The following is a 25,981-nucleotide window of genomic DNA, read 5'->3' as shown; positions in this document are numbered from 1 at the left end:
CAATATATTTCTTACTCATGGGAAGACTTGGTAGGAGTTAGTGCATACAAAAGCCGGATTTTTTTAGCTTAGCCCTTATTACTACCCATCAAACTACCTTTGACAGAGTACTAGGGGTGGGTTGAAAGCTTTTCTTAAGCACCCTACTAATAACTACCTCAAGTTTCAACGACCATCCCAACTAGGGGTGGGTTGAAAGGATCATAAATCTACCGCCTTTTTGCAACGAAGGAGGTTTCAACGACCATCCCAACTAGGGGTGGGTTGAAAGCATAGTCAAAATAATGGGGAATGCGAGTCCCGTTAAGTTTCAACGAACCATCCCAACTAGGGGTGGGTTGAAAGGAATTCGTTATTCCCATCGACTGTCCGAGAACGGGTTTCAACGACCATCCCAACTAGGGGTGGGTTGAAAGTCGCACTCACTGTATCGTTGCAATCGATAACGAAGGCTGTTTCAACGACCATCCCAACTAGGGGTGGGTTGAAAGTTCTCAGCTATTTCAGGGCATCGCTCATCTACTAAAGTTTCAACGACCATCCCAACTAGGGGTAGTTTGAAAGGCGTTTCTGATTAGTCGGAATCGCAGATAGACTTCAAGTTTCAACGACCATCCCAACTAGGGGTGGTTTGAAAGTTGGCTCAACCTTTTTCAATCGAAGTTGATTGCAGTGGTTTCAACAACCATCCCAACTAAGGGTGGTTTGAAAGCAGTCGTGGATTCTTCTGTGGGACACCCTCCCGACCGTTTCAACGACCATCCCAACTAAGGGGTGGTTTGAAAGAACCCTTTCACGAGCGAGTTTGAAGAAACCCGTGTTGTTTCAACGATCATCCCAACTAGGGGTGGGTTGAAAGAAAATCCGATGACCGTGTTGGATCGAATTTTCAACGTTTCAACGACCATCCGAACTAGGGGTAGGTTGAAAGAGCAAGGGAGAAGAACAGGCGATCGCCTCCTATACCGTTTCAACGACCATCCCGACAGGGGGTGGCTTGATAGCGATCGCTATCAAGTGCAAGATGCTGACAGTAGAGGGTTTCAACGACCATCCCAACTATGGGTGGGTTGAAAGTGGGCAATCTTCTGGGCTTGATCTTTAAATACCCCAAGTTTCAACGACCATCCCACCTAGGAGTGGGTTGAACTGTAGGTGTTAGAGTGGGTTGAAAGGAGCATTCGATTCGTGATCGTTATGCGCTTTGAGTGATAGAGATTAAATGACATCAATTTGTCACTGCTGCTTCAGCGACATTAATTTGTCTCAACGACACACAATTCGTCACGACGACAACAATCTGTCACCGATGACAAATAATTAGTCACTGTACAATTTGATTCAAGCCGATGGGCGGATTTGAACCGCCGACCGTTCGATTACGAATCGAATGCTCTACCACTGAGCTACACCGGCACTGCCGATTTACTATCGTAGCAGGTTTAGATAGAAACTGTTGCACCCAATTTCTGGAAGAAATGCGATCGCGTTCAAATTTATAGCACCAGCCGCCGCTGCTGCCGACCACCATCATGCCAAGATGGATCTAAAGTCGGTGGGGATCGAGACGGATGGTAGACCCAAAATTAAAAAATCGCACCCGCAACATCAAAGGCACTCGGAAAGTCAGTGCTGAACAGTATGCACAACTAAAAGCTGAACTTGCTACTCCCTACAAAGGTCTTAGGCAATTTGTTTATGTGGCGTGCGGCGCTTCTGGCTTTATCGGAGGGATGGTCTTTCTTGCCAAGTTAGCCTCCGGTCGGGAAATTGCCTCAGCCGTGCCTAACTTAGCACTACAAATTGGCGTAGTTGCTTTGATGGTTTGGCTGTTTCGCCTAGAACAAAAATCCCAACGTAAGCCATAAAGCTGATCGTTTCCAGTAATCTTGCGGATTCCTCTAAGGGGTAAGACAATCTAAGCTTGAAAGAAGGGATCTGGTGAGTATTTCGCACCCTGAGAACTTGCGAGTAAAATAGGCTAGATTCAGTTATTTGGCTTAACGACATTCTTGCAGTCTTTGGCTTCCCTTGTTGAAAGCCGATAAGGTTCTGCGTTACTTCATCGGCTGAGCCTCACCTAAGATTAAGTGTCATCCCAACACATGGAACTAGAACAACGCTTGGGTCTATATCAGGTATTCCTTAAGCTCTATGAGCATCATCGTGGTTTACTAGATGAGATTCTGAAGCTAGAAGATAGCGGCAATAAATTTCTTAGTGGCATTGCACCTCGATATATCCAAGGCGTAGCGCAGGAGCAGCAAGTCTATCTAGTCACAAATTTAATAGATGCTAAAACGCAAATGTTGTTTCAGCCGCAGCGAATTTGGACACTGGGGCGGGCGCGTCAAGCTGCTCTACCGATTCCGGATAGACGGTTGTCTCGCAATCATGCAGCGATTCGATATATCGACGATCAGGGGTTTTATCTGGTTGACCTGAATAGTACAAATGGGACTTTCGTTAATGGCGAACCCGTATACAAACGTGTTCTTCTCAAGGACGGCGATCGCATTCGTCTAGGTGGTCTGGCTTTCTCCTTTTTCCTGGGCAATACTATCTGCATGGTGGATAATGTCTCTTCAACCCTAATGGCAGAAATTAATGCCCTGACAAATGCAGAGCAATCGCTTCCGGTTACAGAAGTAGAAACACCTACCTCTCCTACAACAGTTCAGCCTCCCAACACCGAGTGCCAAAAAGAGACTCTACATTTCCTCTCTGGCCCCTCTGCCATTAGAGATCCATTAGTCCCAGTTTTGGAATCTCCTGTAGACCCTCAGCTAACTCCGACTCAGCAATCAGAAATTTTAGACCGTTTTTTCAGTAGACGAATTTCCGATCCAGGCACACAAAACTAAACTTTATAAGAATTTATACGAAAAACCCGTTTCCAATAAGAAAACGGGTTTTTTTATGTGTAACAGTAGCCCTAAGCTTCCCAAAAAACGATTTATAGGGTAGAATTGCCCACCCTACAGCGCTTTTAGTCGTCTAAAAGTTCTTCCTCTAACTCTTCGTCTTCGGCGTCAACTCGCGTGACAGAGTTGGCAGGAACAACTGCCCCCATCTCTAGCTTTTGACGTACCTTTTGCTCAATTTCTTGAATTAATTCAGAGTTTTCTTCCAGGTACTTAATGCTGTTATCCCGGCCTTGGGCAATGTTATCACCGTTGTAGCTATACCAAGCTCCTTTACGGGTAATGACCCCAGTTTGTTCTGCTAGGTCAACCATACACCCTAATGTCGAGATTCCCTTGCCAAAGATAATGTCAAACTCTGCGACGCGGAAGGGCGGGGCGACTTTATTTTTGGCAACTTTAACTTTAGCTCGGTTACCAAACTCTTCGTTGCCTTTTTTCAGCGTTTGAATCCGACGAATATCCAAGCGCACTGAAGCGTAAAACTTTAAGGCATTACCACCAGTGGTTGTTTCTGGGTTGCCGTAGGTGACGCCAATCTTTTGTCGCAGCTGGTTGAGGAAAACGACCGTACAACCGGATTTACCAATGTTTCCAGTAATTTTGCGAAGAGCTTGACTCATCAAACGGGCTTGCAAACCCATGTGGGAATCGCCCATTTCGCCTTCAATTTCAGCGCGAGGCACCAAAGCAGCTACCGAGTCAATGACCACGATATCCACTGCCGCAGAGCGAACTAGCTGATCGACAATTTCTAAGGCAGCTTCTCCGGTGTCGGGTTGAGAAACCAAAAGATTGTCAATATCAACGCCCAGTACGGCTGCGTAAGCAGGATCTAGAGCGTGTTCAGCATCAACAAAAGCAGCGACTCCTCCTAATTTTTGCACTTCAGCGATCGCGTGCAAAGCGAGGGTTGTCTTACCAGAACTTTCCGGGCCATATATTTCAATCACCCGTCCCTTCGGCAAGCCACCGCCCAAAGCTAAATCCAGGGTCAGCGCTCCAGTGGAAATTGTTTCCACCTTCATGCGGGTGGCATCTCCTAGGCGCATAATTGCTCCTTTGCCAAAGCTGCGCTCAATTTGGTTTAGCACCAGGCTCAGGGCTTTGTCCTTGTCGGGATTGTTCGTGATTTGGATAGCCATTAATGCCTCAAGAACAGAATCAGGTGTGGTGAGATTTTTTTCACACTTAGCAAAAGTTGCTTTTGTGTGGGCTTCTCCGCCTCGCGGACTGGAGTTTCCTGCTTCGATGGCTGGTTCTGATAGTAGAAATGTCTAACAAGACATCCTTACAGCCTCCACAGGCAGAAACGATGGAATCCACCGCCTTTTGATACAAAATGAATGCTGGTTTTAGCCATTTGCCCACTCAGGTTTACCAAGTTTTTGGCTTTGTAAGTGAGTAGGAAATTTCCACTAACTAGGGTTACTTCAACGATTGGCACCGAAACTTAAAATTGTCCCAAATAGCGACAAATTTTAGTTTCAGATATTTTATTATATCACTTTTAGCAACAAATGAGAGCCGCAAGTGCCCTTACATCAAGCTTTACACGGATGGGGGAACCCCCTGGCAAGGCTCGCGATAGGAATCTCTATTGTAGTTCAAATGTTCTACTTTTAACCAACACTGAGAGAGAAAATCGGTCAATAAACGTCTAGCCTGTTTTAAGCAACAAGTGAGATTTGCGATCGCCACTTTGGTCACGTCAGTTTTGTCAAAAGTCAACGAATGCAGCCGAGTCTCGCTAATCTAGAGACAGAAACTGTAAATGGCTTGATCTAGGCTTATTTGAGCATCCTCTGCGTTTCCTGATGCCTCAATTCCTATATTTTCCTTATCTTTCGGCGATGAACTATTATCTTTCCAATCAGCTGGTTCCAGATACAGCTGTATCGGTGGCTGGGTTAACGTCTTATTTGCAACTGCTGTTAGAGCAGGATGAACAACTACAGCAAGTCTGGGTGACAGGTGAAGTCTCCAGCGCCTCTCAGTATCGCAGTGGACTATTCTTCACCCTGCAAGATCCGGATGCTAAGGCGGCAATGAGTTGTGTGATATGGAACAGTCAGCTAAATAAGCTGATGCAGCTGCCGGTGCAAGGAGAGCAGTTGATTGTTTTGGGCAGTATCCGAGTTTATCCCCAGCGAGGACAGTACCAGCTAATTGTCTGGCAGGCGCTACCAGCGGGAGAGGGGTTACAGGCATTGCGCTATCGCCAGCTGCGAAATCGGTTAGAGGCAGAAGGATTGTTCGATCCAGAACGCAAGCGATCGCTCCCCACTCATCCCCAAACCATCGCTGTTGTCACGTCGCCACAAGCTGCTGCCTGGGGAGATATTCAACGCACGCTCAAGCAACGTTATCCGGGTTTGCAAGTTTTGTTTTCACCGGCGTTAGTTCAGGGCGAACAAGCCCCAGCATTGATTGTCTCGGCGATTGAGCGAGTGGAACGGGATGGTCGCGCTGAAGTTTTAATTTTGTCGCGCGGGGGTGGTGCGGTTGAGGAGCTAGCTTGCTTCAATGATGAACGGGTAGTGCGAGCGATCGCAAATTGTTCGATTCCCGTGATTACTGGCATTGGTCATCAGCGAGATGAATCTTTGGCTGACTTAGTTGCCGATGCTTATGCTCACACTCCCACCGCCGCCGCCGAACAAGTGGTTCCAGAACTGGCAAGTCTTTACGCAGAACACCAGGAACGTGTCCTCGCCTTGACTGAAGCCGTAAATCAACACATGGAAAACGCTCAAACACAATTGCAAAGAGTGCGAAGCCGCTTGGGGCGGATTCCGTTAGACCGACAAATTCACCAAGAAAAACAAGCGATCGCTTGGAAACGTCAACAACTGTTACAAGGAACGGCGCGACATTTAGCACAGGCAAACCAACACTGTCAGATGCTCCGACAAAAGCTAGCCACGCTTGACCCTGAAAGCGTTCTGCAACGAGGTTACGCCGTAGTCCGACAACAAGATGGTGCGATCGCGCGTTCCACCGAAGGACTGGCACTCGGACAGGAACTACAAGTTCAGCTGGGCACAGGACAAATTAAAGTCAAAATTAGTGAAATTATAAATAGCAAGGAGTAGCTATTTCACGCGATACGGGGATTTTTTATGAGCAAACCCACCAGCACCACCGACGGCTCAAGCGATCGCCGCGTCAATACCCAATTTCCGAAAGATTGGAACTACGAAGCGACGGTTGCCAAAGTTGAAGGGATCATTCGGCAAATTGAAGCCGGAAAACTAGAACTTGCCGATGTTTTTGAAGAATTTACCGCTGCGGTAGAATACTTGCGCCAATGTGAAATCTTTCTGCAAGAGCGGCAACAGCAGATGAATTTATTAATTGAGACCCTGGCAGACGAGCCAACGTCCTTTTGAGAGATGCCATCAGGCGATACTACCGCGCTTCCTGGCTTCTTTATAGGAAGTCCCGACATTTCTCAAACCAGCCTTAATCATTTGTTGTTCGAGTAAGGCAAAGAAACGAGCGCGATCGCCCCCTCGCACGACTGCCTGATTGTGTGCCTCTGCAAGCGCCACCGGATAGCCATAACCCTTCTGCACCTGAGCCAACATCAAGCTGAGCGAAACATCCAGCTTCTCTGGATTCTCCGCCACCCAAGCGGGAACTTCCACGCGAGCAATTTCAGTCCCGACATGGACGTAGCAGAAGTAGATTTGATGGGCACCGTACAACTCCAGAATTCGTGCAGAACTGCGCCATAGAGGACTGCGTTGACCGGGCTGCAATTGAGACGCCCAGAGGGCAGTATCCCGCAAAGGATCGAAAACCTGGCAGGGTGCCCGGTCAAACTGACCAGGACAATGAGTCATACAGTCGGGAACTGGATGCGGACAGGCTGGCAAACGCAGGAAGTTCAGTGCTTCGCTGCTGCGAGAAGCGCTCAGGTAGCCCATAATTGGAATCCCCGTATCGCGTAGAACATCCCAAGCTTCCAGAATCGGAGGCAAAATATGGTCGCGGGCTTCCCCTGGTAACTGCTCCAGAAACCAATAAATTAGCGATCCATCTACCATTGCTAGGGCAGGGATTGGGGATTTGGGATCGGGAATTGAAGATGGAATTTCCGATTTTCTGTTTCCGTTTCCCTGTCTTGACGTGACTTGTGAAGGTCGGTTAATCCAGCTAGCAGCCAATTCTGCCAACACAGACGCCTCCGAAGCCGTGCGTCGATAGCCCATCCATTCCTCAGGGCGAATTCCCCACTGGCGGGAAATATATAGGTCTTCCGAGCGATAAAAGACTTCTGGCAGGCTATCTAAGAGCGGATACAAGCTTTGTCCGTAATGCAGCACCACCCGACCCACATTAATCAGATAGCAGTAGGCAATTTCATGGTGACTCGGAGCAATCTGAGACCCGTCTGTAGCAATAATCGTATGGACAGCCGGAGGGGTAGGAAGGTCAATGGCAGTGCTTAGAGATTCAATGGGTGCGGCTGCTGCAAACCCCAAGCGATCGCGCCACTTTTCTTGCAGATGTACTAAATCTGCCTGAGACTTTTGAGCCAGCGTCAGTAAGTGCTGGGCGCGTTCCAAGCGTTGGCGACTGGCAGCAGCCTCTACCGTCAGGTGTTGACTAATCCCCTGCATTTGCCGCGCGAGTTTGGTTAGGTCAAGCATAGTCAGCTATCCGCTTTTCGCCTATCAGCTCTCAGCTTAAAGCATGAAACATCAAGGCGATCGGGATGAATTTATAATTTACACTTGATACTTCTTCATCCCTTAACCTTGGGTTCCCTTTTCTCATCTAAGCCCAAGCCGAGAAATCTTGAGCAAACTGAGACAGAGATAAAAGCTTAATTCGCTCCTGATACGCGACCGACTCTCGTTGAGCAGCAGTATTGTAGCCCCAATCGGCAAGAAACAGCTTGATATCATTGAGGTCTGGTTGCTGTTGCACAGTTTGCAGAGTTTTCAAGCGATCTTCCACAAACCAAAGGTGAACCGACGAATCGCTGCTGAGTTCGCGCAAAATTTCGTACTTAGGACGCCGATTTTCTTTCCCAATAATGCATCGATCGGGTAGTTGGATACCCTGTTGCTGCAACAACTGGCGGACAAAGCGTCCCTCTTTGGTAGTGATGATGTACGTTTGGATGGGTGTATCTGGAAGCGATGCCTTCTCCGATTCCATCCGATGCATTTTTTCAACAACACCTGGATAGAAACGATGCAAGGCTAGCCAACCCTCTAAATCCCTATCAATCCACTCATCCCGGATAAGATCGAGCTTCGTGCCGATATCAGCCGCATTTAGATTATCTTCTAGCAAGATTTGCTGAGCCACCCTTGACCAATCTTGCAACATCTTTTCGTCGGGAATGCCCAATATTAGCGCCCGGATTGCCACCGGCATTTCCCAACCGATTTCTATAATCGGTCGTCGCTGGTAGAAACTTTCAGCCAAACCATGTGGAGGTGTGAGATTAGGCGGTGCCCAAATTTGACAGTAGGTGCGCCAAGCTGTCTGAAAATACTCGATTAGCCCGTCACAGATAACACCGTCAAAGTCAAGGGCGAGAATATTTGGATAACTTGCACGCATGGTTCTAAAGCCGCAATCTTTCGGTTTATCTTGGCACAATTTGCCCAACAAGCCCAATAACTAGTAGAGACGCGAGGAACCGCGCCTCTACTAGAGTTCTCAAAATTTAGGTTTCAAAATTTAACTGGGGTGCAAGGATTCGAACCTCGGAATGGCTGGACCAAAACCAGCTGCCTTACCACTTGGCGACACCCCATCGCATCAACCTTCGCTATAGTAGCAGTTCCTACTAGGGAATTGTCAACCACTTTTAGAAAATTTCTCTTAAATCCTTCTTCATCAGTGGGTAAATGGTGAAGACTCAGTATGGATTTTTGGAAATTGACTCATAGAAAAGGCTTCTTGAACGCTTACCAGTTAAACAGTGTGGCTCTCCTAGCCAGCTTCTCCCCCTCTTATGGAAAGCGTGCCGGGAAAGTGTTTTAGCTTTTTCGACATCTTTACCTCCTCAAAACCCATATAGGGTGTTGCACAATCATGCGATGATTTTCTTTTAAACTCCGCGCTACCTCGTCTTTGCACGACATTATCATCTTTCTACTGTGCAACGCCCCATATAGATCCACAGCTTTTTCGATTAGGCGGGATAAATTCGCAGCCGTCGGTTCGGTTCTTCCCCAAAACTGTCAGAGTTGAGACGATAGTGTTCGACGAGTTCGTGTTGCATTTTACGAACTTTAGAAGAACGCGGCAGGAGTTCCACCGGCTGTCCTTTAGGAATCACGATTTGCTCCACGGCAAGGCGGGCTTCTTCGAGAGCCTCAATCTCGTCTTCACTACCGCTACTAGTAAATAAGCTGAGTTCGGGGACATCTAGAACCTGAGAGTCATCCATATCCAGCAGACGCCTTAGGGCACGGGTAATCTGGGGAATGGTACTTGCCTTAATTGCATGGATGGGAACCTGACGGGCTTTGGCAATATGCCGTAGCTTGGAATGGTTTTTTACGTGCGACCGAATCGCCAAAACTGCATCCGCGCTATCCATATCCTTCGTCAGCAAGATGGGCAAATTCAGCACCCGAATGACTTGCTCTAATTGTTGGCTGCTCACCCCATAAGGATAAACGTGCAATGGCAACTCTTCGCCATTTGGCCCCACAAAGGTTTCATTTCCGATCGCCTGAGGTTGATGCCAAGATTGATCCAGCATCTGCTCAAAAGAAGGTGCAAGGTTAGAAGAGACAGGCAATGAAGTAGAGGCAGATTCTTCTCCTCTAGCTAATAGGTTTTGCGGTTCTGCCCTCATGCCTCGCGTTGATTCTGACTGCATTGGTAATGGAGTCATTTGCCCAGAAGCCCGCCAGCCCATTGGTCGCGCTGGGGCGTCGTGGGTGGAGGATATACGGCTACCTCCGCTCATCGCTGGTCGCATGAGTGACGGTGCTTGGGGGGTCTCATGGGTAATCGTAACTTCCCCAGTCTCGCTGGTTGTCCTAACTTGATAACCCGGCTGACGCCCCCGCAGCAGGGTGTCAACGGTATCGGCAACACTTTCATGCACCACCCAGCGCTGCCGTTCTAGCATTTCAACAGCAATTTCAAAGGTTGGCGGGGCTTTGCGCTCCAATACCGTCTTTTGGCTACCCCGACGTCTGGCTTCGTCATCTCCCAAAGTTACGGCCTGAATGCCACCCACTAAGTCAGATAACGTTGGATTTTTAATCAGATTTTCAATCCGATTTCCGTGAGCTGTACCCACCAGTTGAACACCTCGTTCAGCAATCGTTCGAGCTGCCAAGGCTTCTAGTTCTGTGCCAATCTCATCAATGACGATGACTTCTGGCATATGGTTTTCCACTGCCTCAATCATGACTTGATGCTGGAGTTCGGGACGGGCGACTTGCATCCGTCTAGCTCTACCAATTGCTGGATGAGGAACGTCACCATCCCCAGCGATTTCGTTGGAGGTGTCGATAATGACAACTCGTTTCTGTAAATCGTCGGCTAAAACTCTGGCGATTTCCCGCAGTGCTGTTGTTTTGCCAACACCGGGACGCCCCAGCATCAGAATCGATTGACCTGTTTCTACCAAGTCGCGAATCATGCCGATGGTGCCAAACACGGCTCGACCTACCCTCAAGGTAAGACCAATGATCTCGCCGCTTCGGTTGCGGATAGCGCTAATCCGGTGCAGAGTTCGCTCTAGCCCTGCTCGGTTATCCCCACCAAAATTTCCTACCCGGTCTACACAATAATTCAGTTGTTCTTTCGATACTGGCGTTTCGGAGAGATACTCTGCCTGTTTAGCAAACCGAGCCTCTGGAAGACGCCCCAAGTCTAGGACAACCTCAACTAACTTATCCCGTCCCGGATGCTGCTCTAAAGGTTGCCGAATTTCATTCGGTAACACGTCCAGTAATTTCTGGAGATCGTCTGTAATCTGCATTCTTTGTACAGTGACGTTTTTATCCACAATCGGTGATTTAAATAACTGATGTTTGTTCTTTACCTGGGAAGCGTTGCAGGTTGGCGATCGCAAGGTTGAAAAGTCGCTTTTTGCAAATCGTCAATCTTTTAACCTCCAACCTTTTAATCGATGACATATCTAAAATCGCGCTTCCACTGGCTATTGGGAAAAGGTTTTGAGTTGAGAAACTAGCGAGTGAGCAAGATCAACAGCTTGCCAGAGTAAATCCGGCTTTTCTTCCAAGCGTCTAGGTAAAGGTGTTTGACTTGACGCGGAGGCATTCCCACCTACTTCGTTTATATTCATTTTTTCTAATTCATCCAAAATGGGTGATAACAAAACACGAGCGTAGCTGCCATAAGCAATCCCGGCGATATTGGGGGATTGAGCGGGAAAAGTTTGAGTTGGTTTGGGCGGGTTTTTCGTTGATCCCTGGTTCCCTACAGGGATGCTTGATAGAGATGCCCTTCCGACTTTTGACTCTTGGACTTCTGGCTTTTGGTGGTTGTTGAGCAGTCCCATTGTCCTAAGTTTGCCAACAGTGTGGCGATTAGTGCCTCCTGCTAACTGCACATATCCGGGCAATCCCGCAGTTAGAACTTTTTGACCTAACTTTACAGCAGCTATCGTTGTGCCATCGCCAATATCGCCACTCATAGGACGCCCATCTGTTTGCCAGATGAGAGGACAAGGTAGGGGTGCCATCAATTCGTATAGCGCTCGGAGGTAATCAAGCATCGCTTCACCATCTGGACAACTAATGGCTAAAAGCTTGAGCTGGTTTACCCAAGGCGCGATCGCACTCCAGAGTCGTTTAAAGTCTTCTACTCTGCCAACTTGCGTGTGAATTTCTAAGGCATCTACGCCGCTTTGAAATACCAAAGGTGCGATCGCTTCCGGTGCGGATACATAAGAACGAGTATAAATTAAATTATTTGGGCATACGGGAATACACCGTCCGCAGCCATAACAACGTTGATCGATCACCCCTGAAAAACCGTTCTGGCCAAAGTCAAAAGTGATCGCATCAGCCGGACAAATACTTTCACAAGGTCGCCAGCAATCTGCTGGACACTCAGTTGAGTTAAATTCAGCTTTTCGGAAATGAGGATCTTCCCCATCATTTAGGCTGACCATCAGCCACGGCAAACCTTCTACGCAATAGCCGCGATCGCGGGCGGCATCGGCAAGGGTAGCCGCAGCCTTTATACCTTCTTTCGCCACAGCAATAACTGCTGGGTCAGCGGCAACATCGATACAGTCAGCCCCAGCAAGGGTATATGCCAACGTAAGATTTCGGACGGCAGGGAGGTGTTGGAAACTAGCTCCGCAAATGAGCTTAAACCAGTGACCCTCTCTTAAGGAACGCAAAGGATAGTAGGTATCAGTCACCCTTATATGCTAGTGCGTTCCCGGATAAATGGGGAGATCCAAGTAGCAAAAATTAGGGGAGTTTTCACCACTCCCCCTTTCATAGAAACCGTAAGCATCAGGGGTTTGCCTTTAGTCAGCGATCGCATTGAGCAGCACTTCCGCCAAGGTCATATCTGCCATGTCATCCAGCGTTATCGTGTCGCAGATATCAAACTTTGCCCCTGCACCTTGTAAGTCATCATCCAACGCCTTTAAAAACCGAGCTGCTGTAGCGTCTGACCCTACTTGAATCATCGAAATCGCCAGTTCTTCATCGCGTTCCATCTGTCGGGACGCCTCAATAATCGCCCGCATCACGCCTTTTCGGTCATCGGGTTCACCATCTGTGACCACCAAAATGGTTTCGCCACCCACCTTAGTCTGACCGGCTGCTTTCCGCTGAAAGTAGGCAGCGATCGCATCTTGTAATACACCTGCTAAATTAGTTGTGCCAGCCGGGTCGTTTTCTTGAAAAATTTGTGCGACTTTACTGGAATTCACATTCTCATAGCGTTTAAATCGGCTGGAAAATAAGTAAACTGCGATCCCATCCGGGTCAAACTGTTCGCATTTTCGTGCCAACGCCAAGGTAGACTCTTGTGCCGCATCCCAGCGGCTTCTGCCTCCCGGCTGGTCTGGCGTAGACATACTGCCACTTTTGTCAATAATTAACGTATAATCCCGATCTTCTGTGCTCATTAGCTAATCTCCCTATTATTTCTTTAGATTGAATGACTTGCTGCTGATCCCACAACAAAATTGCGATTAAATACTGGCAAGCAAAATTTTGGATTTCAGATATGGAATCCAAAATCCAAAATAAACAGATAGCACCTAGTCGTTAATGGCGTTGAGCAACACTTCCTGTAAAGTCATGCCCTCCATGTCATCCAGCGTTACAGTGTCGCAAATATCAAACTTTGCCCCGGCACCTTGCAAATCATCATCCAAGGCTTTCAGAAACCGACTCGCCGTTTGATCCGAACCCACTTGAATGAAGGAGATGGCTAATTCTTCATCTCTATCCATTCGGCGAGAGGCTTCAATAATCACCCGCATCACGGCTTTGCGGTCATCGGGTTCACCATCTGTAATCACTAGAATTGTCTCGCCATTTGGCTTAGTCTGACCAGCCGCCTTCCGCTCAAAGTAGTTGTCGGTGGCGTTTTTCAAGACATCGGCAAGATTCGTAGTGCCAGAGGGATCGTTTTCTTGGAATATCTGCGCTACCTTGCTAGAAGTCACATTATCAAATCGCTTAAACCGACCGGAAAATAGGTAAAGCGTAATCCCATCGGGATCGAACTTTTCACATTTTCTCGCCAACGCTAGAGTAGATTCCTCTGCGGTTTCCCAACGGCTTCTACCGCTCGGTGGCTCTGGGGTAGACATACTCCCGCTTTTATCGATGATTAATGTATAGTCACGGTCTTCTGCCACAGATCCTCCTTCCACCAAAGATAACCTCCAGTGTTTGTCAAGATTTCCCAATCTAGCCTAGCCCACCTGCTGTGACTATCTAGTTGGATTAGATAAAAGAAATATAAAAATTTCTACAGCAGAGAGGGAATTAATTATCATTCTGGCGATCGCTGCTGGCTTCTACGGCTTAGTCTCCCGCAAGGCTTGCAAATAATCAATCGCTGCCTCAAGTTTAGAGGGATATGCATCGGCAAACTCTTCAAACCAAAGACCTTCTTCTGAAAGTGGCTTTAAATTTTTCAGCCATTCTCGCGCTTGGTTTTTGAATACTTCCCGTTGTTTCTGCCTTAGTTGCTCCTGTTTGAGTTGTTCTTCTCTGAGTTGTTGCTGTTTTTTTAGCTGTTCTGTACGTTCTTGTTCTTCAAACTCAGCCCTAATTTGAGCCAGAACAATGTCTTCAGATGAGCTAATCGGCTCGTTTTGCCATTTTTGCCGGGGCAATTCCGGAATTGTGTTTGCAAGCGGGAGGTTCGCAGAATGATTTTGTAAGAAGTTCGCTGGTTGCGGTTTGACTGGTTCTTCTTTCAGTTGTGGCGGTTTTTGCAGTTCTTTTGGTTTATCTTTTGTCTCATACTCAGCCTTGACTGCCGCGAGTATGTCATCGATTGATTCCATAATTTTGGACGCCTCTAGAGAGATTTTAGATTTCTCTTCACGATCAAAATCCCAAATCCCAAATTAGACTTTGAACTTAGTCAATAATGGCATTGATCAACACTTCCGTTAGGGTCATGTCCTCCATGTCATCCATCGTGACTGTGTCGCAGATATCAAACTTTGCCCCAGCACTTTGCAGTTCATCATCCAGCACTTTCAGAAATTTTGTTGCCTGCGCGTCTGTGCCAACTTGGATAAAGGAAATCGCGAGTTCTTCATCCCGATCCATACGGCGCGACGCTTCAATAATTACCTTCATTACCGCTTTCCGGTCATCCGGTTCCCCATCTGTGACGACTAAAATGGTATCTCCATTGGGCTTGGTTTGTCCTGCTGCTTTACGCTGGAAGTAGTTATTCGTCGCATCTAGAAGGACTGCCGCTAAGTCAGTGCGTCCAGACGGTTCGTTTTCGCGGAAAATTTGTGCGACTTTACTGGCGTTTACATTGTCATAGCGTTTGAATCGACCGGAAAATAGATAGATAGTGATGCCATCCGGATCAAATTCTTCACATTTACTGGCTAAAGCGAGAGTAGACTCCTGCATCATGACCCAGCGGCTTTTCCCGCCTGGCTGGTCTGTCATCGACATACTGCCGCTTTTGTCAATAATTAATGTATAGTCGCGGTTTTCTACCATAAGAGTTTGCCTTATTTGCTTACTTCTTTAAAGGTATCAAAATCCTCTAGCCGAGCTAAAACGTCTGTAGGTCATAAAGCTTGACTATTCAGACGTTCCAGCTCGTTTTAGCTCGACATGACTTAGAGCTACACCCAAGCATTGGTGCGACCCTAAGATTGGATTGACTGACGCGGGTTTAAGCAGCAGCGATCGTGTTTTTAAGCGGTGTCCAGCGGAAAGCGCGATCGCCTCCCATTTCTACAGCAATCTTTAGGCGTGGCTCTATACTTGGCAAGGTGGTTAAATATTCCACTTCCTCACGGGACAGTACGTGTCCTTCAATTATCCACAGCACCAGTCCCTTCGATTTGGGAGGTAGTTGTTCCAACTGATAGGTCACGATAGGTGGCACGTAGTAAACACGAATGTCTTTCTTGCCCAAATGCGCGGGACGAACGCCGTGTACGCCAGTTAAATACGTTGCTACGTCGCCGAGTCCCCGTGCTGATAGGCTTAAAGTGGTATAGCCAGCTGCACGCAACCGCCGCTGGTAACGCCCTTCAAACCCTCCTTCTAAGGGTACATACGTTCCTAAAGCACCTGACTTTTCCAAGTCTTTGACGAATTGATTGCCGATGGTGATCAGTGCCATATTTTTATGTTCTACCCAGCTTTAAGTTTTGTTAATTGCTGCTGGCAATTTATTATAGTTGGGCGTTGAGGAACCTATCAACTTTAAGCAAAAAGCAATGTGCAACAAAAGCTTTGAAAATTTTAGTAAGGTTGCACTTTTTCCAGACAGTGTTGAGTTTTGAGCCTCGTTTGAACATAGGCTTACAGACAATCGAGGTTAAACTGTTTGGGCGATCGCGCTTTTTGTGGAGATGCGATCGCTACGTAGAGCTGTAAATATTTGACATTATTTTGACTCAACATCTACTGAAAATAAGTGAATAGGCTTCTCGTGAAGATGGAATCGCAATCGACCTAATCCCAAAAATCATGTACTAGTGGTAATCCCTGATTGCGCTTTAATCCCGCAGGTCGGAAAAACAAAGCTCAAACAGGTAACGTTGAACGGCTGAATCTATACTTGAAAGCCAGCTCGCTTCTATCTGCAATTTCTTGTAGTCCTTTTAACTGTAGGGAAGATGTCGCCGGAGTTGTAATACAGTGTTTACAAATACTGTGCAAACACATTGTGAAATGCTATAACCGACCTAAGTGCGGGTCGTTGGTATGCGCTCGCCTTCTTCCTTATCTATCCGTAAGCCGTTAACTGGACAGTTGTCTTCTGGATCTGGAGTTGCACGACAAGCGAGGCAGACGATCCAGCAGACTGCTAAATTTTTTTGGCACAATTGCTAGACAAGTTGTAACAAATCGTTTATAGTTAACGATTGTGATCAAAATTCGAGCAGCTATTGCCGCTGAAGTTGAAATCGAGTCCAGGGACAGCACGCCTTCCGAGTGAAAAACTATTGAGTCTTTCTCATAAGAGGTTAGTGCCCCCAGCGAGCGTAAAGCAACAGAGACATCGATTTCAGGATTAGCGACGATCTAGAAGGTTTCTTGAGAAGAACCCTTTTCAGCCGGAAAAAGCCCTTTCGCTTTCTCGGATACTGGATGGCTTGCCACCTAAGTCCCCGCGAATATAGGCAACGCGCTTCTAGCGCTTACCCGACCGTCGAATAGCTTCATCCCAGCTAAAGAAAAAGCCTAAATTAGGCTGACTTGAAAGCTTGCCTCTCTCAATCCGAGGATGCGTCCCAGCTGGCTGGTTTGATAACAACGTTTGTTGGAGCAAGCGGATTTACGAAATACTCGTAATCCCGCCTCTTTGTACTGTGTAAAAAGGAGAGACCAGAAAGCCGTGTCTGTTGGTATCCTCGGCACCAAACTCGGCATGACCCAAATATTTGACGAAACAGGAAAAGCAATTCCTGTGACGGTCATTCAAGCAGGGCCATGCACCGTTACGCAAATTAAAACCAAAGCAACAGATGGCTATACTGCCGTCCAGCTTGGTTATAAAGAAGTCAAACCCAAGAGTTTGAACAAGCCTGAATTGGGTCACTTGGCAAAATCAAGCGCTCCTCCCTTGAAAAAACTGCGAGAGTATCGCTTTGAGAATGTGGGAGAGTTTGAGCTAGGGCAAGAACTCAAACCAGATATTTTTACTGCGGGTCAAATTGTGGATGTAATCGGCACAAGCATCGGAAAAGGCTTCGCCGGTTATCAAAAACGCCATAACTTTAAGCGAGGACCCATGTCCCACGGTTCCAAAAACCACCGTCTACCTGGTTCGATCGGTCCTGGAACCACACCAGGGCGTGTTTATCCTGGTAAGCGGATGGCAGGTCGTCTAGGTGGCACGCGCGTTACCGTTCGCAAATTGACAGTAGTGCGGGTAGACGCAGAACGCAATTTACTACTGATCAAAGGAGCGGTTCCTGGTAAGCCAGGGGCGCTGGTTAATATTGTTCCTGCCAAGAAAGTAGGTCGAAAGTAGTCATTTTCTAAGGTCAGGCTGGCTAATCGCTAAGAGCTTTTGATACTTAGCAATCTTCAATTAGCAATTAGCAATTAGCAACGAACAAAGGACAACGGATATGGTTAACTGTGTAGTACGAAACTGGAACGGGGAAGAGGTCGGACAGGCAACTCTAGAATTAAAAGTTGCTAAAGAAGAGAATGCGGCTCATATCGTCCACCGAGCCTTAGTAAGGCAACAGGCGAATGCTCGTCAAGGCACAGCCAGCACCAAAACCCGCGCGGAAGTTAGGGGGGGAGGTCGTAAGCCTTGGCGTCAAAAAGGGACGGGTCGCGCTCGTGCTGGGTCGATTCGTTCACCACTGTGGCGAGGCGGCGGTGTCATCTTTGGTCCCAAGCCAAGAGACTATGATACAAAGATGAACCGGAAGGAACGGCGTTTAGCACTGAGAACCGCCTTCTTTAGCCGAGCTGAAGACATGATTGTGGTGGAGGAATTTGCTGACAAGTTGCCTCGGCCTAAGACTAAAGAATTGGTAGAAGCGATCGCACGTTGGGGCGTCCAACCAGATTCTAAAGTCCTGCTGATCCTAGCTGAACGGGAAGAAAACGTTTATTTGTCAGCCCGGAACGTTGCCAAAATGAAGATCATCCCTGCCACCCAATTGAATATCTTTGACCTGTTGGCAGCTGACAAAATCGTGACAACGCCATCCGCCCTTGCCAAAATTCAGGAGGTTTACAGTGAGTCAGTATAACCCCCGCGAACTTGCGGATCTGGTGTATCGACCGATCGTAACTGAAAAGGCAACTCTGCTGATGGAGCAGAACAAGTATGTCTTTGAAGTTGTTCCCAAAGCGACTAAGCCAGAAATTAAAGCAGCAATTGAAGACCTGTTTAAAGTAAAGGTTGTGAGTGTGAATACCCTTCGCCTACCGCGCAAAAAGCGCCGCGTCGGCAAATTTGCAGGGTTTAAGCCTCAGTACAAGCGAGCAATTGTAACTCTGGCAAGCGGAGAAACCATCACCCTCTTCCCAGAAGTTTAATAAGTTGGAAAGTTGAAAAGTTGAAATTTTAAATTTTAACTAATTTCAACCACCTCAACGGAAAGCCGCCCTACAAGCGTCTTCAAACTTCAACCTTCAAACCTCTTTTTTAAGTTATGGGCATCCGTTCTTATCGGCCTTATACTCCCAGTACTCGTCAAGTTACCATTTCGGACTTTGCCGAAGTTACGCGGAGTGAGCCGGAAAAGTCACTAACCTACACAAAGCATCGCCCCAAAGGTCGAAACAATCGTGGGGTGATTACTAGCCGCCGTCGGGGTGGTGGTCATAAACAACTCTACCGGGAAATCGATTTTCGCCGCGATAAGCGTAATATCCCGGCAAAAGTGGCAACCATTGAGTACGATCCAAATCGCAATGCCCGGATTGCCCTGGTTTATTACCAGGATGGCGAAAAGCGGTATATTCTTCACCCAGTCGGCTTAACCGTCGGTACAGTTATCACTGCTGGCCCAGACGCCCCAATTGAAATTGGCAACGCATTACCATTAAGCAAAATTCCGTTAGGAACTGCCGTTCACAACGTAGAACTGACTGCTGGACGGGGCGGGCAAATTGTTCGCGCTGCTGGTGCCACTGCACAAGTAGTCGCTAAAGAAGGTGACTATGTCACCATCAAGCTACCCTCCGGTGAAGTCCGCATGATCCGCCGCGAGTGCTACGCTACCATCGGACAAGTCGGCAATGTTGAGCATCGCAACTTGAGTGCTGGTAAAGCTGGTCGTAATCGCTGGAAGGGACGCCGTCCGAAGGTAAGAGGCAGTGTCATGAACCCAGTCGATCACCCACATGGCGGTGGTGAGGGACGGGCACCAATTGGTAGAAGTGGACCAGTCACACCTTGGGGTAAGCCAACTTTAGGTGCTAAGACCCGTAAGCGGAACAAGCCAAGCAATAAATTAATTGTCCGGCGTCGTCGCAAATCTTCTAAGCGAGGTCGGGGCGGTCGGGAGTCCTAGGATTTTAGATTTTGGATTTTAGATTAGCAATACGTCCAAAATCCAAAATCCAAGATCCAAAAATCCAGAAGTAATTGGGGTTATTTGAACTATGGGTCGTTCTCTTAAAAAAGGTCCTTTTGTTGCGGACCATTTGTTGAAAAAGATTGAAAATTTGAATGCTAGGGGCGATAAGCAGGTTATTAAAACTTGGTCTCGTGCTTCAACTGTATTGCCGCAAATGGTAGGTCACACCATCGCGGTTCATAACGGGCGGACTCACGTGCCAGTTTACGTCACTGAGCAAATGGTAGGGCATAAGTTGGGAGAATTCGCTCCAACTCGCACCTTCCGGGGACACTCGAAAGATTCCAAGGCAAAGAGGTAATTTTGAAGTTTGGGTTTTGAGATTATTCAGAATTCCAAATTCAAAATTATTAAAAGGGAGAAATCTATGGCAGTTGATACTACAGAAGAAGTGAAAGCGATCGCGCGATACATCCGGATGTCTCCCCACAAGGTGCGCCGGGTTCTCGACCAAATTCGGGGACGCTCCTATCGGGAAGCACTGATCGTTCTGGAATTTATGCCCTATCGGGCTTGCGATCCCGTCCGCAAGGTACTGCGCTCAGCAGCCGCCAATGCCGAACATAACGCCGGTTTAGATCCCGCGAGATTAGTGGTTTCTAAGGCTTATGCTGACCAAGGCTCAACCTTGAAGCGCTTCCGACCCCGCGCTCAAGGTCGTGCATATCAAATTCGTAAACCAACGTGTCATATCACTGTAGCTGTTGCACAAGCAGCGGCAGATGAATAACACTACTTTGGCTAAGCGCTAGTTGTCAGAAACAAGCTTTTGAACAATTAGCAATTAGCAATTAGCTGATTTAAGAGGACGCATTCGTGGGACAGAAAATTCATCCAATTGGTTTTCGGCTGGGGATTACCCAAGAACATCGCTCCCGTTGGTTTGCGGATGCTAAGCGCTACCCAGAACTCCTGCAAGAAGACCACACTATTCGGCAGGTCGTAGAGAAAAAACTCAGTAACGCTGGTATCTCCCAAGTACGGATTGAGCGCAAAGCCGATCAAATTGACTTAGAAATCCACACAGCTCGACCGGGTGTTGTGGTAGGTCGCGGTGGTACTGGCATTGAAGTATTACGCGGCGATCTTCAAGAAGCTTTAGGCGGTGGCAATCGTCAAATTCGGATCAACGTGATCGAAGTAGCACGGGTAGATGCCGACGCCGGACTGATTGCTGAGTATATTGCTCAACAGTTAGAGCGACGAGTTTCCTTCCGGCGCGTCGTGCGTCAAGCGATTCAACGTGCCCAACGAGCTGAAGTCCAGGGAATTAAAGTACAAGTCAGCGGACGGTTAAACGGGGCGGAAATTGCCCGAACCGAGTGGACAAGGGAAGGCAGAGTTCCTCTGCATACTCTTCGAGCCAACATTGACTACGCTTACCGCACTGCCAAAACTATTTACGGCATTCTTGGCGTTAAAGTTTGGATCTTCAAAGGTGAAGTGATTCCTGGTCAGGAAGAAATTCCGGCTCCTAACAACGCTCAGCCTAGACGTCGTCAACAGCGTCGTCGCCAGCAATTTGAAGACCGCTCTAATGAATAGGTTGATAGGTAATCGGTAATCGGTAATGGGTAATCAAAAAGAAAACGCCCAATTACCAGTTACCAATTACTAATTACCAATTATCAATTACCCCTTACCAAGTCATGTTAAGTCCCAGAAGAACAAAATTTCGCAAACAGCAGCGCGGGCGGATGAACGGTTTGGCAACTCGCGGCAGTAGCCTAAACTTCGGTGACTTTGGCCTCCAATCCACAGAACCTTCTTGGATTACCTCCCGTCAAATTGAAGCCAGCCGCCGAGCCATGACCCGCTACATCCGTCGGGGTGGAAAAATCTGGATTCGGATCTTCCCGGATAAACCAGTTACAATGCGCCCTGCTGAAACCCGTATGGGTTCTGGTAAAGGTTCGCCGGAATTTTGGGTAGCTGTCGTGAAGCCAGGCCGGATCTTGTTTGAGATTGCCGGGGTTCCTGAAGAAACCGCCAGGGAGGCGATGCGTCTAGCTTCCCACAAGTTGCCAATTAAGACGAAGTTCATCACTCGTGAAGAAGAAGGGACTGTGTGAGTTATGGCTCTGCCCAAGATAGAAGAAGCCAGAAATTTAGGCGATCGAGAACTGGCTGAAGAAATTTTAGCTGTCAAGCGTCAGCTGTTTGATTTACGGCTGCAACAGGCAACCCGACGCTTGGAAAAGTTACACCAGTTCAAGCATACGAAGCATCGTTTAGGTCAGCTCCTAACTGTAGAAGGGGAGCGGCAACGGGCTGCAAAGGCTCAAAAGCCACAACCAGATGCAACATCCGAGGAGTAGACCCCAATGGCAGTTAAAGAACGAGTTGGCTTGGTCGTCAGCGACAAGATGCAAAAGACCGTAGTGGTTGCTGTCGAGAACCGCTCACCGCACCCTAAGTACGGAAAAATTGTAGTGCGTACAAAGCGTTACAAAGCTCACGACGAAGAAAATCAGTGCAAGGTAGGCGATCGCGTCCGGATTTCCGAAACACGTCCTCTCAGCCGCACCAAACGATGGGCAGTCGCTGAAATTCTCAACCGTGAGGTTCAATAAGTAAAGTTATGAGTTTTGAGTTTGTAAAGGCGGGTTCATCGAAAATTTCGATTTGACACCGATATTTAATGAGGTAAACCCGTCAGTAACAAGTTTTAAGCGGAAATCTAACGAAAGAATGTCGGGAATAAAAATCAAACTTCTTAGGTTCTTTCTTTTGCTAAAACTTAAAACTTACAGCTCAAAACTATTATTCAAAACTTACGCATCCGAAGCTAAGAACTATGATTCAGCCCCAATCTTACCTTAATGTCGCAGACAACAGCGGCGCTCGTAAATTGATGTGCATCCGCGTCTTAGGTGCCAGTGGCCGACGCTATGCCGGTGTTGGCGACGTAATCATTGCGGTCGTCAAAGATGCCATTCCCAATATGGCGGTTAAAAAGTCGGATGTTGTGCGAGCCGTGATTGTCCGTACCCGAAAAAATATGCGCCGGGACAGCGGTATGAGTATTCGCTTCGATGATAACGCCGCCGTCATCATCAACGCAGATGGCAACCCTAGAGGGACGCGCGTTTTTGGGCCAGTTGCACGCGAGCTGCGCGACAAAAACTTCACCAAAATTGTTTCTCTAGCTCCGGAGGTACTCTAATGGCCGCAAAAAAACAGTCTAAAAGAAACGGGACGAAGCTTCCCCAGCGCTATAAAATGCATGTCAAAAAAGGCGACACAGTACAAGTGATTGCCGGTCGTGATAAAGGCAAGGTTGGTGAAATTTTGCGGACGCTTCCCCAAGAAAGTCGAGTAATTGTCAAAGGCATCAACATTAAAACCAAGCACGTTAAACCTCAGCAAGAAGGTGAATCCGGTCAAATCGTGACAGTAGAGGCACCAATCCATAGCTCTAACGTGATGCTTTACTCGGCTCAACAAAAGATTGCCAGCCGCATTTGCTACACCTTGAATGAAGAAGGACGCAAAGTGCGGATGCTCAAAAAGACGGGTGAAATTATTGACTAAATAGTTGTTAGTTACAGCATATTGCTAATTACTAACTGCTATTTCCCCTGACCAAGCCCAGGGATATTAAGGAAAAAAACAATGACACAAAAACTGAAAACGCTGTACCAAGATACGATCGTTCCTAAACTGATGACTCAGTTTAATTACACGAATACCCATCAGGTACCCAAAGTCATAAAGGTTACGGTTAATCGAGGTCTAGGTGAGGCTTCTACCAACGCTAAAGCGTTGGAATCTTCCCTTGCTGAAATTGCCAAAATTACGGGTCAAAAACCAGTAGTGACGCGGGCGAAAAAGGCGATCGCTGGATTTAAACTTCGCCAAGGGATGCCAGTCGGCGTGATGGTGACTCTGCGGGCGGATCGGATGTATGCCTTTCTCGACCGATTAATTAACCTGTCCTTGCCACGGATTCGGGACTTTCGCGGCATTAGTCCCAAGAGCTTTGATGGTCGGGGAAATTACAGCCTAGGCATTAGAGAACAGCTGATATTTCCAGAAATCGAATACGACAGCATCGACCAAATTCGGGGCATGGACATTTCCATTATTACTACAGCAAATACCGACGAAGAAGGCCGCGCCTTGCTAAAAGAAATGGGAATGCCTTTCCGGGATCAATGAGGCAGTCAAAATAAGGAGGGAATAATGGCGGCAAACGACACAATTTCAGATATGCTGACTCGCATTCGGAATGCGAATCTGGCGCGGCACCAAACAACAGAAATACCAGCGACAAAGATGACTCGCAGTATTGCCAAAGTCCTCAGGGAGGAAGGCTTTATTGCTGAATTTGAAGAAGTTGGCGAAGGGATTAAGCAACACTTGCTAATTTCTCTAAAGTACAAAGGCAAAAACCGTCAACCGATTATTAATACCTTAAAGCGGGTCAGCAAACCTGGTCTGCGGGTCTACTCTAACCGCAAAGAACTACCCCGCGTGCTGGGCGGTATCGGAATTGCGATCATTTCTACCTCCAGCGGCATTATGACTGACCGGGAAGCACGGCGTCAGGGTGTAGGTGGAGAAGTGCTTTGCTACATCTGGTAGATAAGCTAATAGCTATTAGTTATTAGCTATTAGCTCGATTGGCTGGTAGGTTTCAAAAACCTAGAAAAGCACAGACTTTCGGACTCACCGATAGACCAAAAGCTAACAGCTAACAGCTAACGGCTAACGGCTAATTGATTAGGAGGATTAAGTCATGTCTCGTATTGGCAAACGCCCTATTAATATTCCTGCTAAGGTACAAGTCTCGATCGAAGGGCAACATGTTGCAGTGAAAGGGCCTAAAGGAGAACTATCCAGGGTTCTACCATCTGAGGTGAGTATAGAGCAGGAGGGAGAAACGATCTTAGTCAAGCGGCGGGATGAATCTCGCGCAGCTCGTCAACGCCACGGTCTTTCTCGTACTCTGATTGCCAACATGGTCGATGGAGTTTCCCAAGGATTTCAGCGTCGTCTAGAAATCCAGGGAGTCGGTTATCGTGCGGCAGTTCAAGGTCGCAATCTGATTCTGAGCGTGGGTTACAGTCATCCAGTTCAGATTGAACCTCCCGACGGTGTTCAAATGGCCGTAGAAAACAACACAAATGTAGTTGTAAGCGGCATTGATAAAGAAATCGTAGGAAATATCGCTGCTCGAATCCGTGCTGTCCGTCCACCGGAAGTTTACAAGGGTAAAGGCATTCGCTATGCGGGTGAAGTCGTAAGACGTAAAGCTGGAAAGGCAGGTAAGAAGTAAAGATGAAGCTAACTCGTAAAGAACTAATTCAACGTCGGCATCACCGGGTGCGGCGTAAGGTAAATGGCAGTAGTGAGCGTCCTCGGTTAGCTGTCTTTCGATCCAATCAGCACATTTATGTCCAGGTAATTGACGACACTCAACAACGTACTCTTGCCTGTGCCTCAACTTTGGAACCGGATCTAAAATCACAGTTAACAACAGGAGCTTCCTGTGCCGCCTCTGTTGAGGTAGGCAAGTTAATTGCTCAGCGAGCGATCGCTCAAGGCATTTCGAGGGTTGTCTTTGACCGAGGCGGCAACCTTTATCACGGTCGAATCAAAGCCCTGGCAGACGCTGCTCGCGAAGCTGGGTTGGATTTCTAAAGACAAGCATGCAAAAGGCAAAAGTAAAAAGAAAGAAGTTTTTATGTTCATATTTCTACCTTTGATTTCTCTTTCTTTTGCCTTTTTACATTTTTAGTTTTTACTTTCACTCTCAAGGTTCAGGATAAAACTATGGCAAAAGAGCGTCGGAAAAGTTCTGCGCGTCGGGAAAAAGAAATCACCTTTCAAGAACGGGTGATCCAGATCCGTCGTGTTAGTAAGGTCGTCAAAGGCGGTAAAAAACTCAGCTTCCGCGCGATCGTTGTCATTGGCAATGAGCGCGGTCAAGTTGGCGTCGGCGTTGGCAAAGCAAGTGATGTAATTGGAGCTGTTCGTAAAGGCGTTGCCGATGGCAAAAAACACTTAATTGACATCCCCTTGACCAAGGCAAATTCTATCCCCCATCCTATTAACGGAGCTGGGGGTGGTGCCCAAGTGATGATGCGACCCGCAGCTCCAGGAACGGGCGTTATTGCCGGTGGTGCTGTACGTACTGTGCTGGAGTTAGCAGGTGTGCGGAACATCTTGGCAAAGCAGCTGGGTTCTAATAACCCTTTGAACAATGCTAGAGCCGCCGTGAATGCTCTTTCCACCTTGCGTACATTTTCTGAAGTGGCTGAAGAACGCGGGATTCCTATCGAAAATCTCTACGCCTAAA

Annotated in this window: 33 protein-coding genes and 2 tRNA genes; 22 read left to right on the top strand and 13 right to left on the bottom strand. The window is 47.6% G+C overall.

Annotated features, from left to right (window positions below; genetic code table 11):
- Positions 1-327 precede the first annotated feature (327 nt).
- Positions 328-468, bottom strand: a complete 141-nt coding sequence (locus NC994_RS19405) for a hypothetical protein (RefSeq protein ID WP_190431848.1) — start codon at positions 466-468, stop codon at positions 328-330.
- 399 nt (positions 469-867) lie between these two features.
- Between NC994_RS19405 and NC994_RS19400 the strand changes: the two genes are divergently transcribed.
- Positions 868-1,074 (top strand): hypothetical protein, encoded by a 207-nt coding sequence (locus NC994_RS19400; protein ID WP_190431846.1) that lies wholly within the window; start codon positions 868-870, stop codon positions 1,072-1,074.
- A 270-nt stretch (positions 1,075-1,344) separates the two neighbouring features.
- Here the strand turns inward: NC994_RS19400 and NC994_RS19395 are convergent.
- A tRNA-Thr gene (locus NC994_RS19395) sits at positions 1,345-1,416 on the bottom strand.
- Positions 1,417-1,571: 155 nt separating this feature from the next.
- Here NC994_RS19395 and NC994_RS19390 point away from each other — a divergent pair.
- Positions 1,572-1,868 carry a DUF3493 domain-containing protein gene (locus tag NC994_RS19390; RefSeq protein ID WP_190430332.1) on the top strand — a complete coding sequence of 99 codons (297 nt, stop codon included), beginning with the start codon at positions 1,572-1,574 and terminating at the stop codon, positions 1,866-1,868.
- Positions 1,869-2,090: 222 nt separating this feature from the next.
- Positions 2,091-2,864 carry an FHA domain-containing protein gene (locus NC994_RS19385; RefSeq protein WP_339380224.1) on the top strand — a complete coding sequence of 258 codons (774 nt, stop codon included), beginning with the start codon at positions 2,091-2,093 and terminating at the stop codon, positions 2,862-2,864.
- A 125-nt stretch (positions 2,865-2,989) separates the two neighbouring features.
- Here the strand turns inward: NC994_RS19385 and recA are convergent, their stop codons facing one another.
- Complete coding sequence (gene recA / locus NC994_RS19380) at positions 2,990-4,069, bottom strand: recombinase RecA (RefSeq protein WP_190411910.1); 1,080 nt, start codon at positions 4,067-4,069, stop codon at positions 2,990-2,992.
- 708 nt (positions 4,070-4,777) lie between these two features.
- Between recA and xseA the strand changes: the two genes are divergently transcribed.
- Both xseA and xseB read left to right on the top strand, forming a co-directional pair.
- Positions 4,778-6,019: an exodeoxyribonuclease VII large subunit gene (gene xseA / locus NC994_RS19375; protein ID WP_190426824.1), complete on the top strand. Its 1,242-nt coding sequence runs from the start codon at positions 4,778-4,780 to the stop codon at positions 6,017-6,019.
- Between the two features lie 27 nt (positions 6,020-6,046).
- Entirely contained in the window at positions 6,047-6,316 is a 270-nt protein-coding gene (gene xseB, locus NC994_RS19370; RefSeq protein WP_190426820.1) for an exodeoxyribonuclease VII small subunit, read from the top strand.
- Between the two features lie 9 nt (positions 6,317-6,325).
- Here the strand turns inward: xseB and NC994_RS19365 are convergent, their stop codons facing one another.
- The 10 genes from NC994_RS19365 to NC994_RS19320 form a co-directional block, all read right to left on the bottom strand.
- Positions 6,326-7,582 carry a DNA double-strand break repair nuclease NurA gene (locus NC994_RS19365; RefSeq protein WP_190411907.1) on the bottom strand — a complete coding sequence of 419 codons (1,257 nt, stop codon included), beginning with the start codon at positions 7,580-7,582 and terminating at the stop codon, positions 6,326-6,328.
- Positions 7,583-7,709: 127 nt separating this feature from the next.
- Positions 7,710-8,507 (bottom strand): HAD family hydrolase, encoded by a 798-nt coding sequence (locus NC994_RS19360; RefSeq protein WP_190431844.1) that lies wholly within the window; start codon positions 8,505-8,507, stop codon positions 7,710-7,712.
- Positions 8,508-8,631: 124 nt separating this feature from the next.
- Positions 8,632-8,703: transfer RNA gene (locus NC994_RS19355), tRNA-Gln, on the bottom strand.
- A gap of 381 nt (positions 8,704-9,084) precedes the next feature.
- Positions 9,085-10,896, bottom strand: coding sequence for a R3H domain-containing nucleic acid-binding protein (locus NC994_RS19350; protein ID WP_190428646.1), 1,812 nt, complete (start codon positions 10,894-10,896; stop codon positions 9,085-9,087).
- A 180-nt stretch (positions 10,897-11,076) separates the two neighbouring features.
- On the bottom strand, positions 11,077-12,309 hold the full coding sequence (locus NC994_RS19345) for a circadian clock protein LdpA (RefSeq protein WP_190431841.1): 1,233 nt from the start codon (positions 12,307-12,309) through the stop codon (positions 11,077-11,079).
- A gap of 111 nt (positions 12,310-12,420) precedes the next feature.
- On the bottom strand, positions 12,421-13,029 hold the full coding sequence (locus NC994_RS19340; RefSeq protein ID WP_190431839.1) for a VWA domain-containing protein: 609 nt from the start codon (positions 13,027-13,029) through the stop codon (positions 12,421-12,423).
- A 135-nt stretch (positions 13,030-13,164) separates the two neighbouring features.
- Entirely contained in the window at positions 13,165-13,770 is a 606-nt protein-coding gene (locus NC994_RS19335; RefSeq protein ID WP_190411903.1) for a VWA domain-containing protein, read from the bottom strand.
- 162 nt (positions 13,771-13,932) lie between these two features.
- A complete protein-coding gene (locus NC994_RS19330; protein ID WP_190431837.1) occupies positions 13,933-14,427 on the bottom strand; it encodes a hypothetical protein in 495 nt (164 codons plus the stop codon).
- A 76-nt stretch (positions 14,428-14,503) separates the two neighbouring features.
- Positions 14,504-15,109 carry a VWA domain-containing protein gene (locus NC994_RS19325; RefSeq protein ID WP_190411901.1) on the bottom strand — a complete coding sequence of 202 codons (606 nt, stop codon included), beginning with the start codon at positions 15,107-15,109 and terminating at the stop codon, positions 14,504-14,506.
- A 178-nt stretch (positions 15,110-15,287) separates the two neighbouring features.
- Positions 15,288-15,743, bottom strand: coding sequence for an NAD(P)H-quinone oxidoreductase subunit N (locus NC994_RS19320; RefSeq protein WP_190431836.1), 456 nt, complete (start codon positions 15,741-15,743; stop codon positions 15,288-15,290).
- A 1,221-nt stretch (positions 15,744-16,964) separates the two neighbouring features.
- Here NC994_RS19320 and rplC point away from each other — a divergent pair.
- The 17 genes from rplC to rpsE all read left to right on the top strand — a co-directional run bounded on the left by rplC (position 16,965) and on the right by rpsE (position 25,980).
- Positions 16,965-17,603, top strand: a complete 639-nt coding sequence (gene rplC / locus NC994_RS19315) for a 50S ribosomal protein L3 (protein ID WP_190411899.1) — start codon at positions 16,965-16,967, stop codon at positions 17,601-17,603.
- Positions 17,604-17,703: 100 nt separating this feature from the next.
- Complete coding sequence (gene rplD / locus NC994_RS19310; protein ID WP_190411898.1) at positions 17,704-18,342, top strand: 50S ribosomal protein L4; 639 nt, start codon at positions 17,704-17,706, stop codon at positions 18,340-18,342.
- Positions 18,329-18,631, top strand: coding sequence for a 50S ribosomal protein L23 (locus tag NC994_RS19305; RefSeq protein ID WP_190411897.1), 303 nt, complete (start codon positions 18,329-18,331; stop codon positions 18,629-18,631). The genes rplD and NC994_RS19305 overlap by 14 nt, the downstream gene beginning before the upstream one ends.
- A gap of 116 nt (positions 18,632-18,747) precedes the next feature.
- Positions 18,748-19,611, top strand: a complete 864-nt coding sequence (gene rplB, locus NC994_RS19300; protein WP_190411896.1) for a 50S ribosomal protein L2 — start codon at positions 18,748-18,750, stop codon at positions 19,609-19,611.
- 91 nt (positions 19,612-19,702) lie between these two features.
- Positions 19,703-19,978, top strand: coding sequence for a 30S ribosomal protein S19 (gene rpsS / locus NC994_RS19295; RefSeq protein ID WP_190411895.1), 276 nt, complete (start codon positions 19,703-19,705; stop codon positions 19,976-19,978).
- Between the two features lie 66 nt (positions 19,979-20,044).
- Positions 20,045-20,407, top strand: a complete 363-nt coding sequence (gene rplV / locus NC994_RS19290; protein WP_190411894.1) for a 50S ribosomal protein L22 — start codon at positions 20,045-20,047, stop codon at positions 20,405-20,407.
- Between the two features lie 86 nt (positions 20,408-20,493).
- Positions 20,494-21,222, top strand: coding sequence for a 30S ribosomal protein S3 (gene rpsC / locus NC994_RS19285; protein WP_190411893.1), 729 nt, complete (start codon positions 20,494-20,496; stop codon positions 21,220-21,222).
- 104 nt (positions 21,223-21,326) lie between these two features.
- Entirely contained in the window at positions 21,327-21,749 is a 423-nt protein-coding gene (rplP, locus tag NC994_RS19280; protein WP_190411892.1) for a 50S ribosomal protein L16, read from the top strand.
- Positions 21,750-21,752: 3 nt separating this feature from the next.
- Positions 21,753-21,995, top strand: a complete 243-nt coding sequence (gene rpmC, locus NC994_RS19275; RefSeq protein ID WP_190411891.1) for a 50S ribosomal protein L29 — start codon at positions 21,753-21,755, stop codon at positions 21,993-21,995.
- Positions 21,996-22,001: 6 nt separating this feature from the next.
- Positions 22,002-22,250 carry a 30S ribosomal protein S17 gene (gene rpsQ / locus NC994_RS19270; protein WP_190411890.1) on the top strand — a complete coding sequence of 83 codons (249 nt, stop codon included), beginning with the start codon at positions 22,002-22,004 and terminating at the stop codon, positions 22,248-22,250.
- A 224-nt stretch (positions 22,251-22,474) separates the two neighbouring features.
- Positions 22,475-22,843 (top strand): 50S ribosomal protein L14, encoded by a 369-nt coding sequence (rplN, locus tag NC994_RS19265; protein ID WP_190411889.1) that lies wholly within the window; start codon positions 22,475-22,477, stop codon positions 22,841-22,843.
- Positions 22,843-23,211, top strand: a complete 369-nt coding sequence (gene rplX, locus NC994_RS19260) for a 50S ribosomal protein L24 (protein WP_242028859.1) — start codon at positions 22,843-22,845, stop codon at positions 23,209-23,211. Before rplN ends, rplX begins: the two co-directional genes overlap by 1 nt.
- A gap of 81 nt (positions 23,212-23,292) precedes the next feature.
- Positions 23,293-23,838 carry a 50S ribosomal protein L5 gene (gene rplE / locus NC994_RS19255; RefSeq protein ID WP_190411887.1) on the top strand — a complete coding sequence of 182 codons (546 nt, stop codon included), beginning with the start codon at positions 23,293-23,295 and terminating at the stop codon, positions 23,836-23,838.
- A gap of 24 nt (positions 23,839-23,862) precedes the next feature.
- Complete coding sequence (rpsH, locus tag NC994_RS19250; RefSeq protein ID WP_190411886.1) at positions 23,863-24,264, top strand: 30S ribosomal protein S8; 402 nt, start codon at positions 23,863-23,865, stop codon at positions 24,262-24,264.
- A gap of 154 nt (positions 24,265-24,418) precedes the next feature.
- On the top strand, positions 24,419-24,958 hold the full coding sequence (rplF, locus tag NC994_RS19245; RefSeq protein WP_190411885.1) for a 50S ribosomal protein L6: 540 nt from the start codon (positions 24,419-24,421) through the stop codon (positions 24,956-24,958).
- Positions 24,959-24,960: 2 nt separating this feature from the next.
- Complete coding sequence (gene rplR, locus NC994_RS19240; RefSeq protein ID WP_190411884.1) at positions 24,961-25,323, top strand: 50S ribosomal protein L18; 363 nt, start codon at positions 24,961-24,963, stop codon at positions 25,321-25,323.
- A 132-nt stretch (positions 25,324-25,455) separates the two neighbouring features.
- Positions 25,456-25,980: a 30S ribosomal protein S5 gene (gene rpsE / locus NC994_RS19235; RefSeq protein ID WP_190411883.1), complete on the top strand. Its 525-nt coding sequence runs from the start codon at positions 25,456-25,458 to the stop codon at positions 25,978-25,980.
- Position 25,981: the final 1 nt, after the last annotated feature.

It is taken from the genome of Trichocoleus sp. AS-A1, assembly GCF_039962015.1.
Classification (GTDB): domain Bacteria; phylum Cyanobacteriota; class Cyanobacteriia; order Cyanobacteriales; family FACHB-T130; genus FACHB-T130.
Note: the sequence above shows the minus strand (reverse complement) of the source record. Positions and strands in the feature narration are given on the sequence as shown.

Coding starts and splice junctions, on each gene's coding strand:
- NC994_RS19405 (WP_190431848.1), bottom strand. CDS start 468: ATGGTCGTTGAAACAGCCTTCGTTATCGATTGCAACGATACAGTGAGT.
- NC994_RS19400 (WP_190431846.1), top strand. CDS start 868: ATGACCGTGTTGGATCGAATTTTCAACGTTTCAACGACCATCCGAACT.
- NC994_RS19390 (WP_190430332.1), top strand. CDS start 1,572: ATGGTAGACCCAAAATTAAAAAATCGCACCCGCAACATCAAAGGCACT.
- recA (WP_190411910.1), bottom strand. CDS start 4,069: ATGGCTATCCAAATCACGAACAATCCCGACAAGGACAAAGCCCTGAGC.
- xseA (WP_190426824.1), top strand. CDS start 4,778: ATGAACTATTATCTTTCCAATCAGCTGGTTCCAGATACAGCTGTATCG.
- xseB (WP_190426820.1), top strand. CDS start 6,047: ATGAGCAAACCCACCAGCACCACCGACGGCTCAAGCGATCGCCGCGTC.
- NC994_RS19365 (WP_190411907.1), bottom strand. CDS start 7,582: ATGCTTGACCTAACCAAACTCGCGCGGCAAATGCAGGGGATTAGTCAA.
- NC994_RS19360 (WP_190431844.1), bottom strand. CDS start 8,507: ATGCGTGCAAGTTATCCAAATATTCTCGCCCTTGACTTTGACGGTGTT.
- NC994_RS19350 (WP_190428646.1), bottom strand. CDS start 10,896: ATGCAGATTACAGACGATCTCCAGAAATTACTGGACGTGTTACCGAAT.
- NC994_RS19340 (WP_190431839.1), bottom strand. CDS start 13,029: ATGAGCACAGAAGATCGGGATTATACGTTAATTATTGACAAAAGTGGC.
- NC994_RS19330 (WP_190431837.1), bottom strand. CDS start 14,427: ATGGAATCAATCGATGACATACTCGCGGCAGTCAAGGCTGAGTATGAG.
- NC994_RS19325 (WP_190411901.1), bottom strand. CDS start 15,109: ATGGTAGAAAACCGCGACTATACATTAATTATTGACAAAAGCGGCAGT.
- NC994_RS19320 (WP_190431836.1), bottom strand. CDS start 15,743: ATGGCACTGATCACCATCGGCAATCAATTCGTCAAAGACTTGGAAAAG.
- rplD (WP_190411898.1), top strand. CDS start 17,704: ATGGTTAACTGTGTAGTACGAAACTGGAACGGGGAAGAGGTCGGACAG.
- rplB (WP_190411896.1), top strand. CDS start 18,748: ATGGGCATCCGTTCTTATCGGCCTTATACTCCCAGTACTCGTCAAGTT.
- rpsS (WP_190411895.1), top strand. CDS start 19,703: ATGGGTCGTTCTCTTAAAAAAGGTCCTTTTGTTGCGGACCATTTGTTG.
- rplV (WP_190411894.1), top strand. CDS start 20,045: ATGGCAGTTGATACTACAGAAGAAGTGAAAGCGATCGCGCGATACATC.
- rplP (WP_190411892.1), top strand. CDS start 21,327: ATGTTAAGTCCCAGAAGAACAAAATTTCGCAAACAGCAGCGCGGGCGG.
- rpmC (WP_190411891.1), top strand. CDS start 21,753: ATGGCTCTGCCCAAGATAGAAGAAGCCAGAAATTTAGGCGATCGAGAA.
- rpsQ (WP_190411890.1), top strand. CDS start 22,002: ATGGCAGTTAAAGAACGAGTTGGCTTGGTCGTCAGCGACAAGATGCAA.
- rplN (WP_190411889.1), top strand. CDS start 22,475: ATGATTCAGCCCCAATCTTACCTTAATGTCGCAGACAACAGCGGCGCT.
- rplX (WP_242028859.1), top strand. CDS start 22,843: ATGGCCGCAAAAAAACAGTCTAAAAGAAACGGGACGAAGCTTCCCCAG.
- rplE (WP_190411887.1), top strand. CDS start 23,293: ATGACACAAAAACTGAAAACGCTGTACCAAGATACGATCGTTCCTAAA.
- rpsH (WP_190411886.1), top strand. CDS start 23,863: ATGGCGGCAAACGACACAATTTCAGATATGCTGACTCGCATTCGGAAT.
- rplF (WP_190411885.1), top strand. CDS start 24,419: ATGTCTCGTATTGGCAAACGCCCTATTAATATTCCTGCTAAGGTACAA.
- rplR (WP_190411884.1), top strand. CDS start 24,961: ATGAAGCTAACTCGTAAAGAACTAATTCAACGTCGGCATCACCGGGTG.
- rpsE (WP_190411883.1), top strand. CDS start 25,456: ATGGCAAAAGAGCGTCGGAAAAGTTCTGCGCGTCGGGAAAAAGAAATC.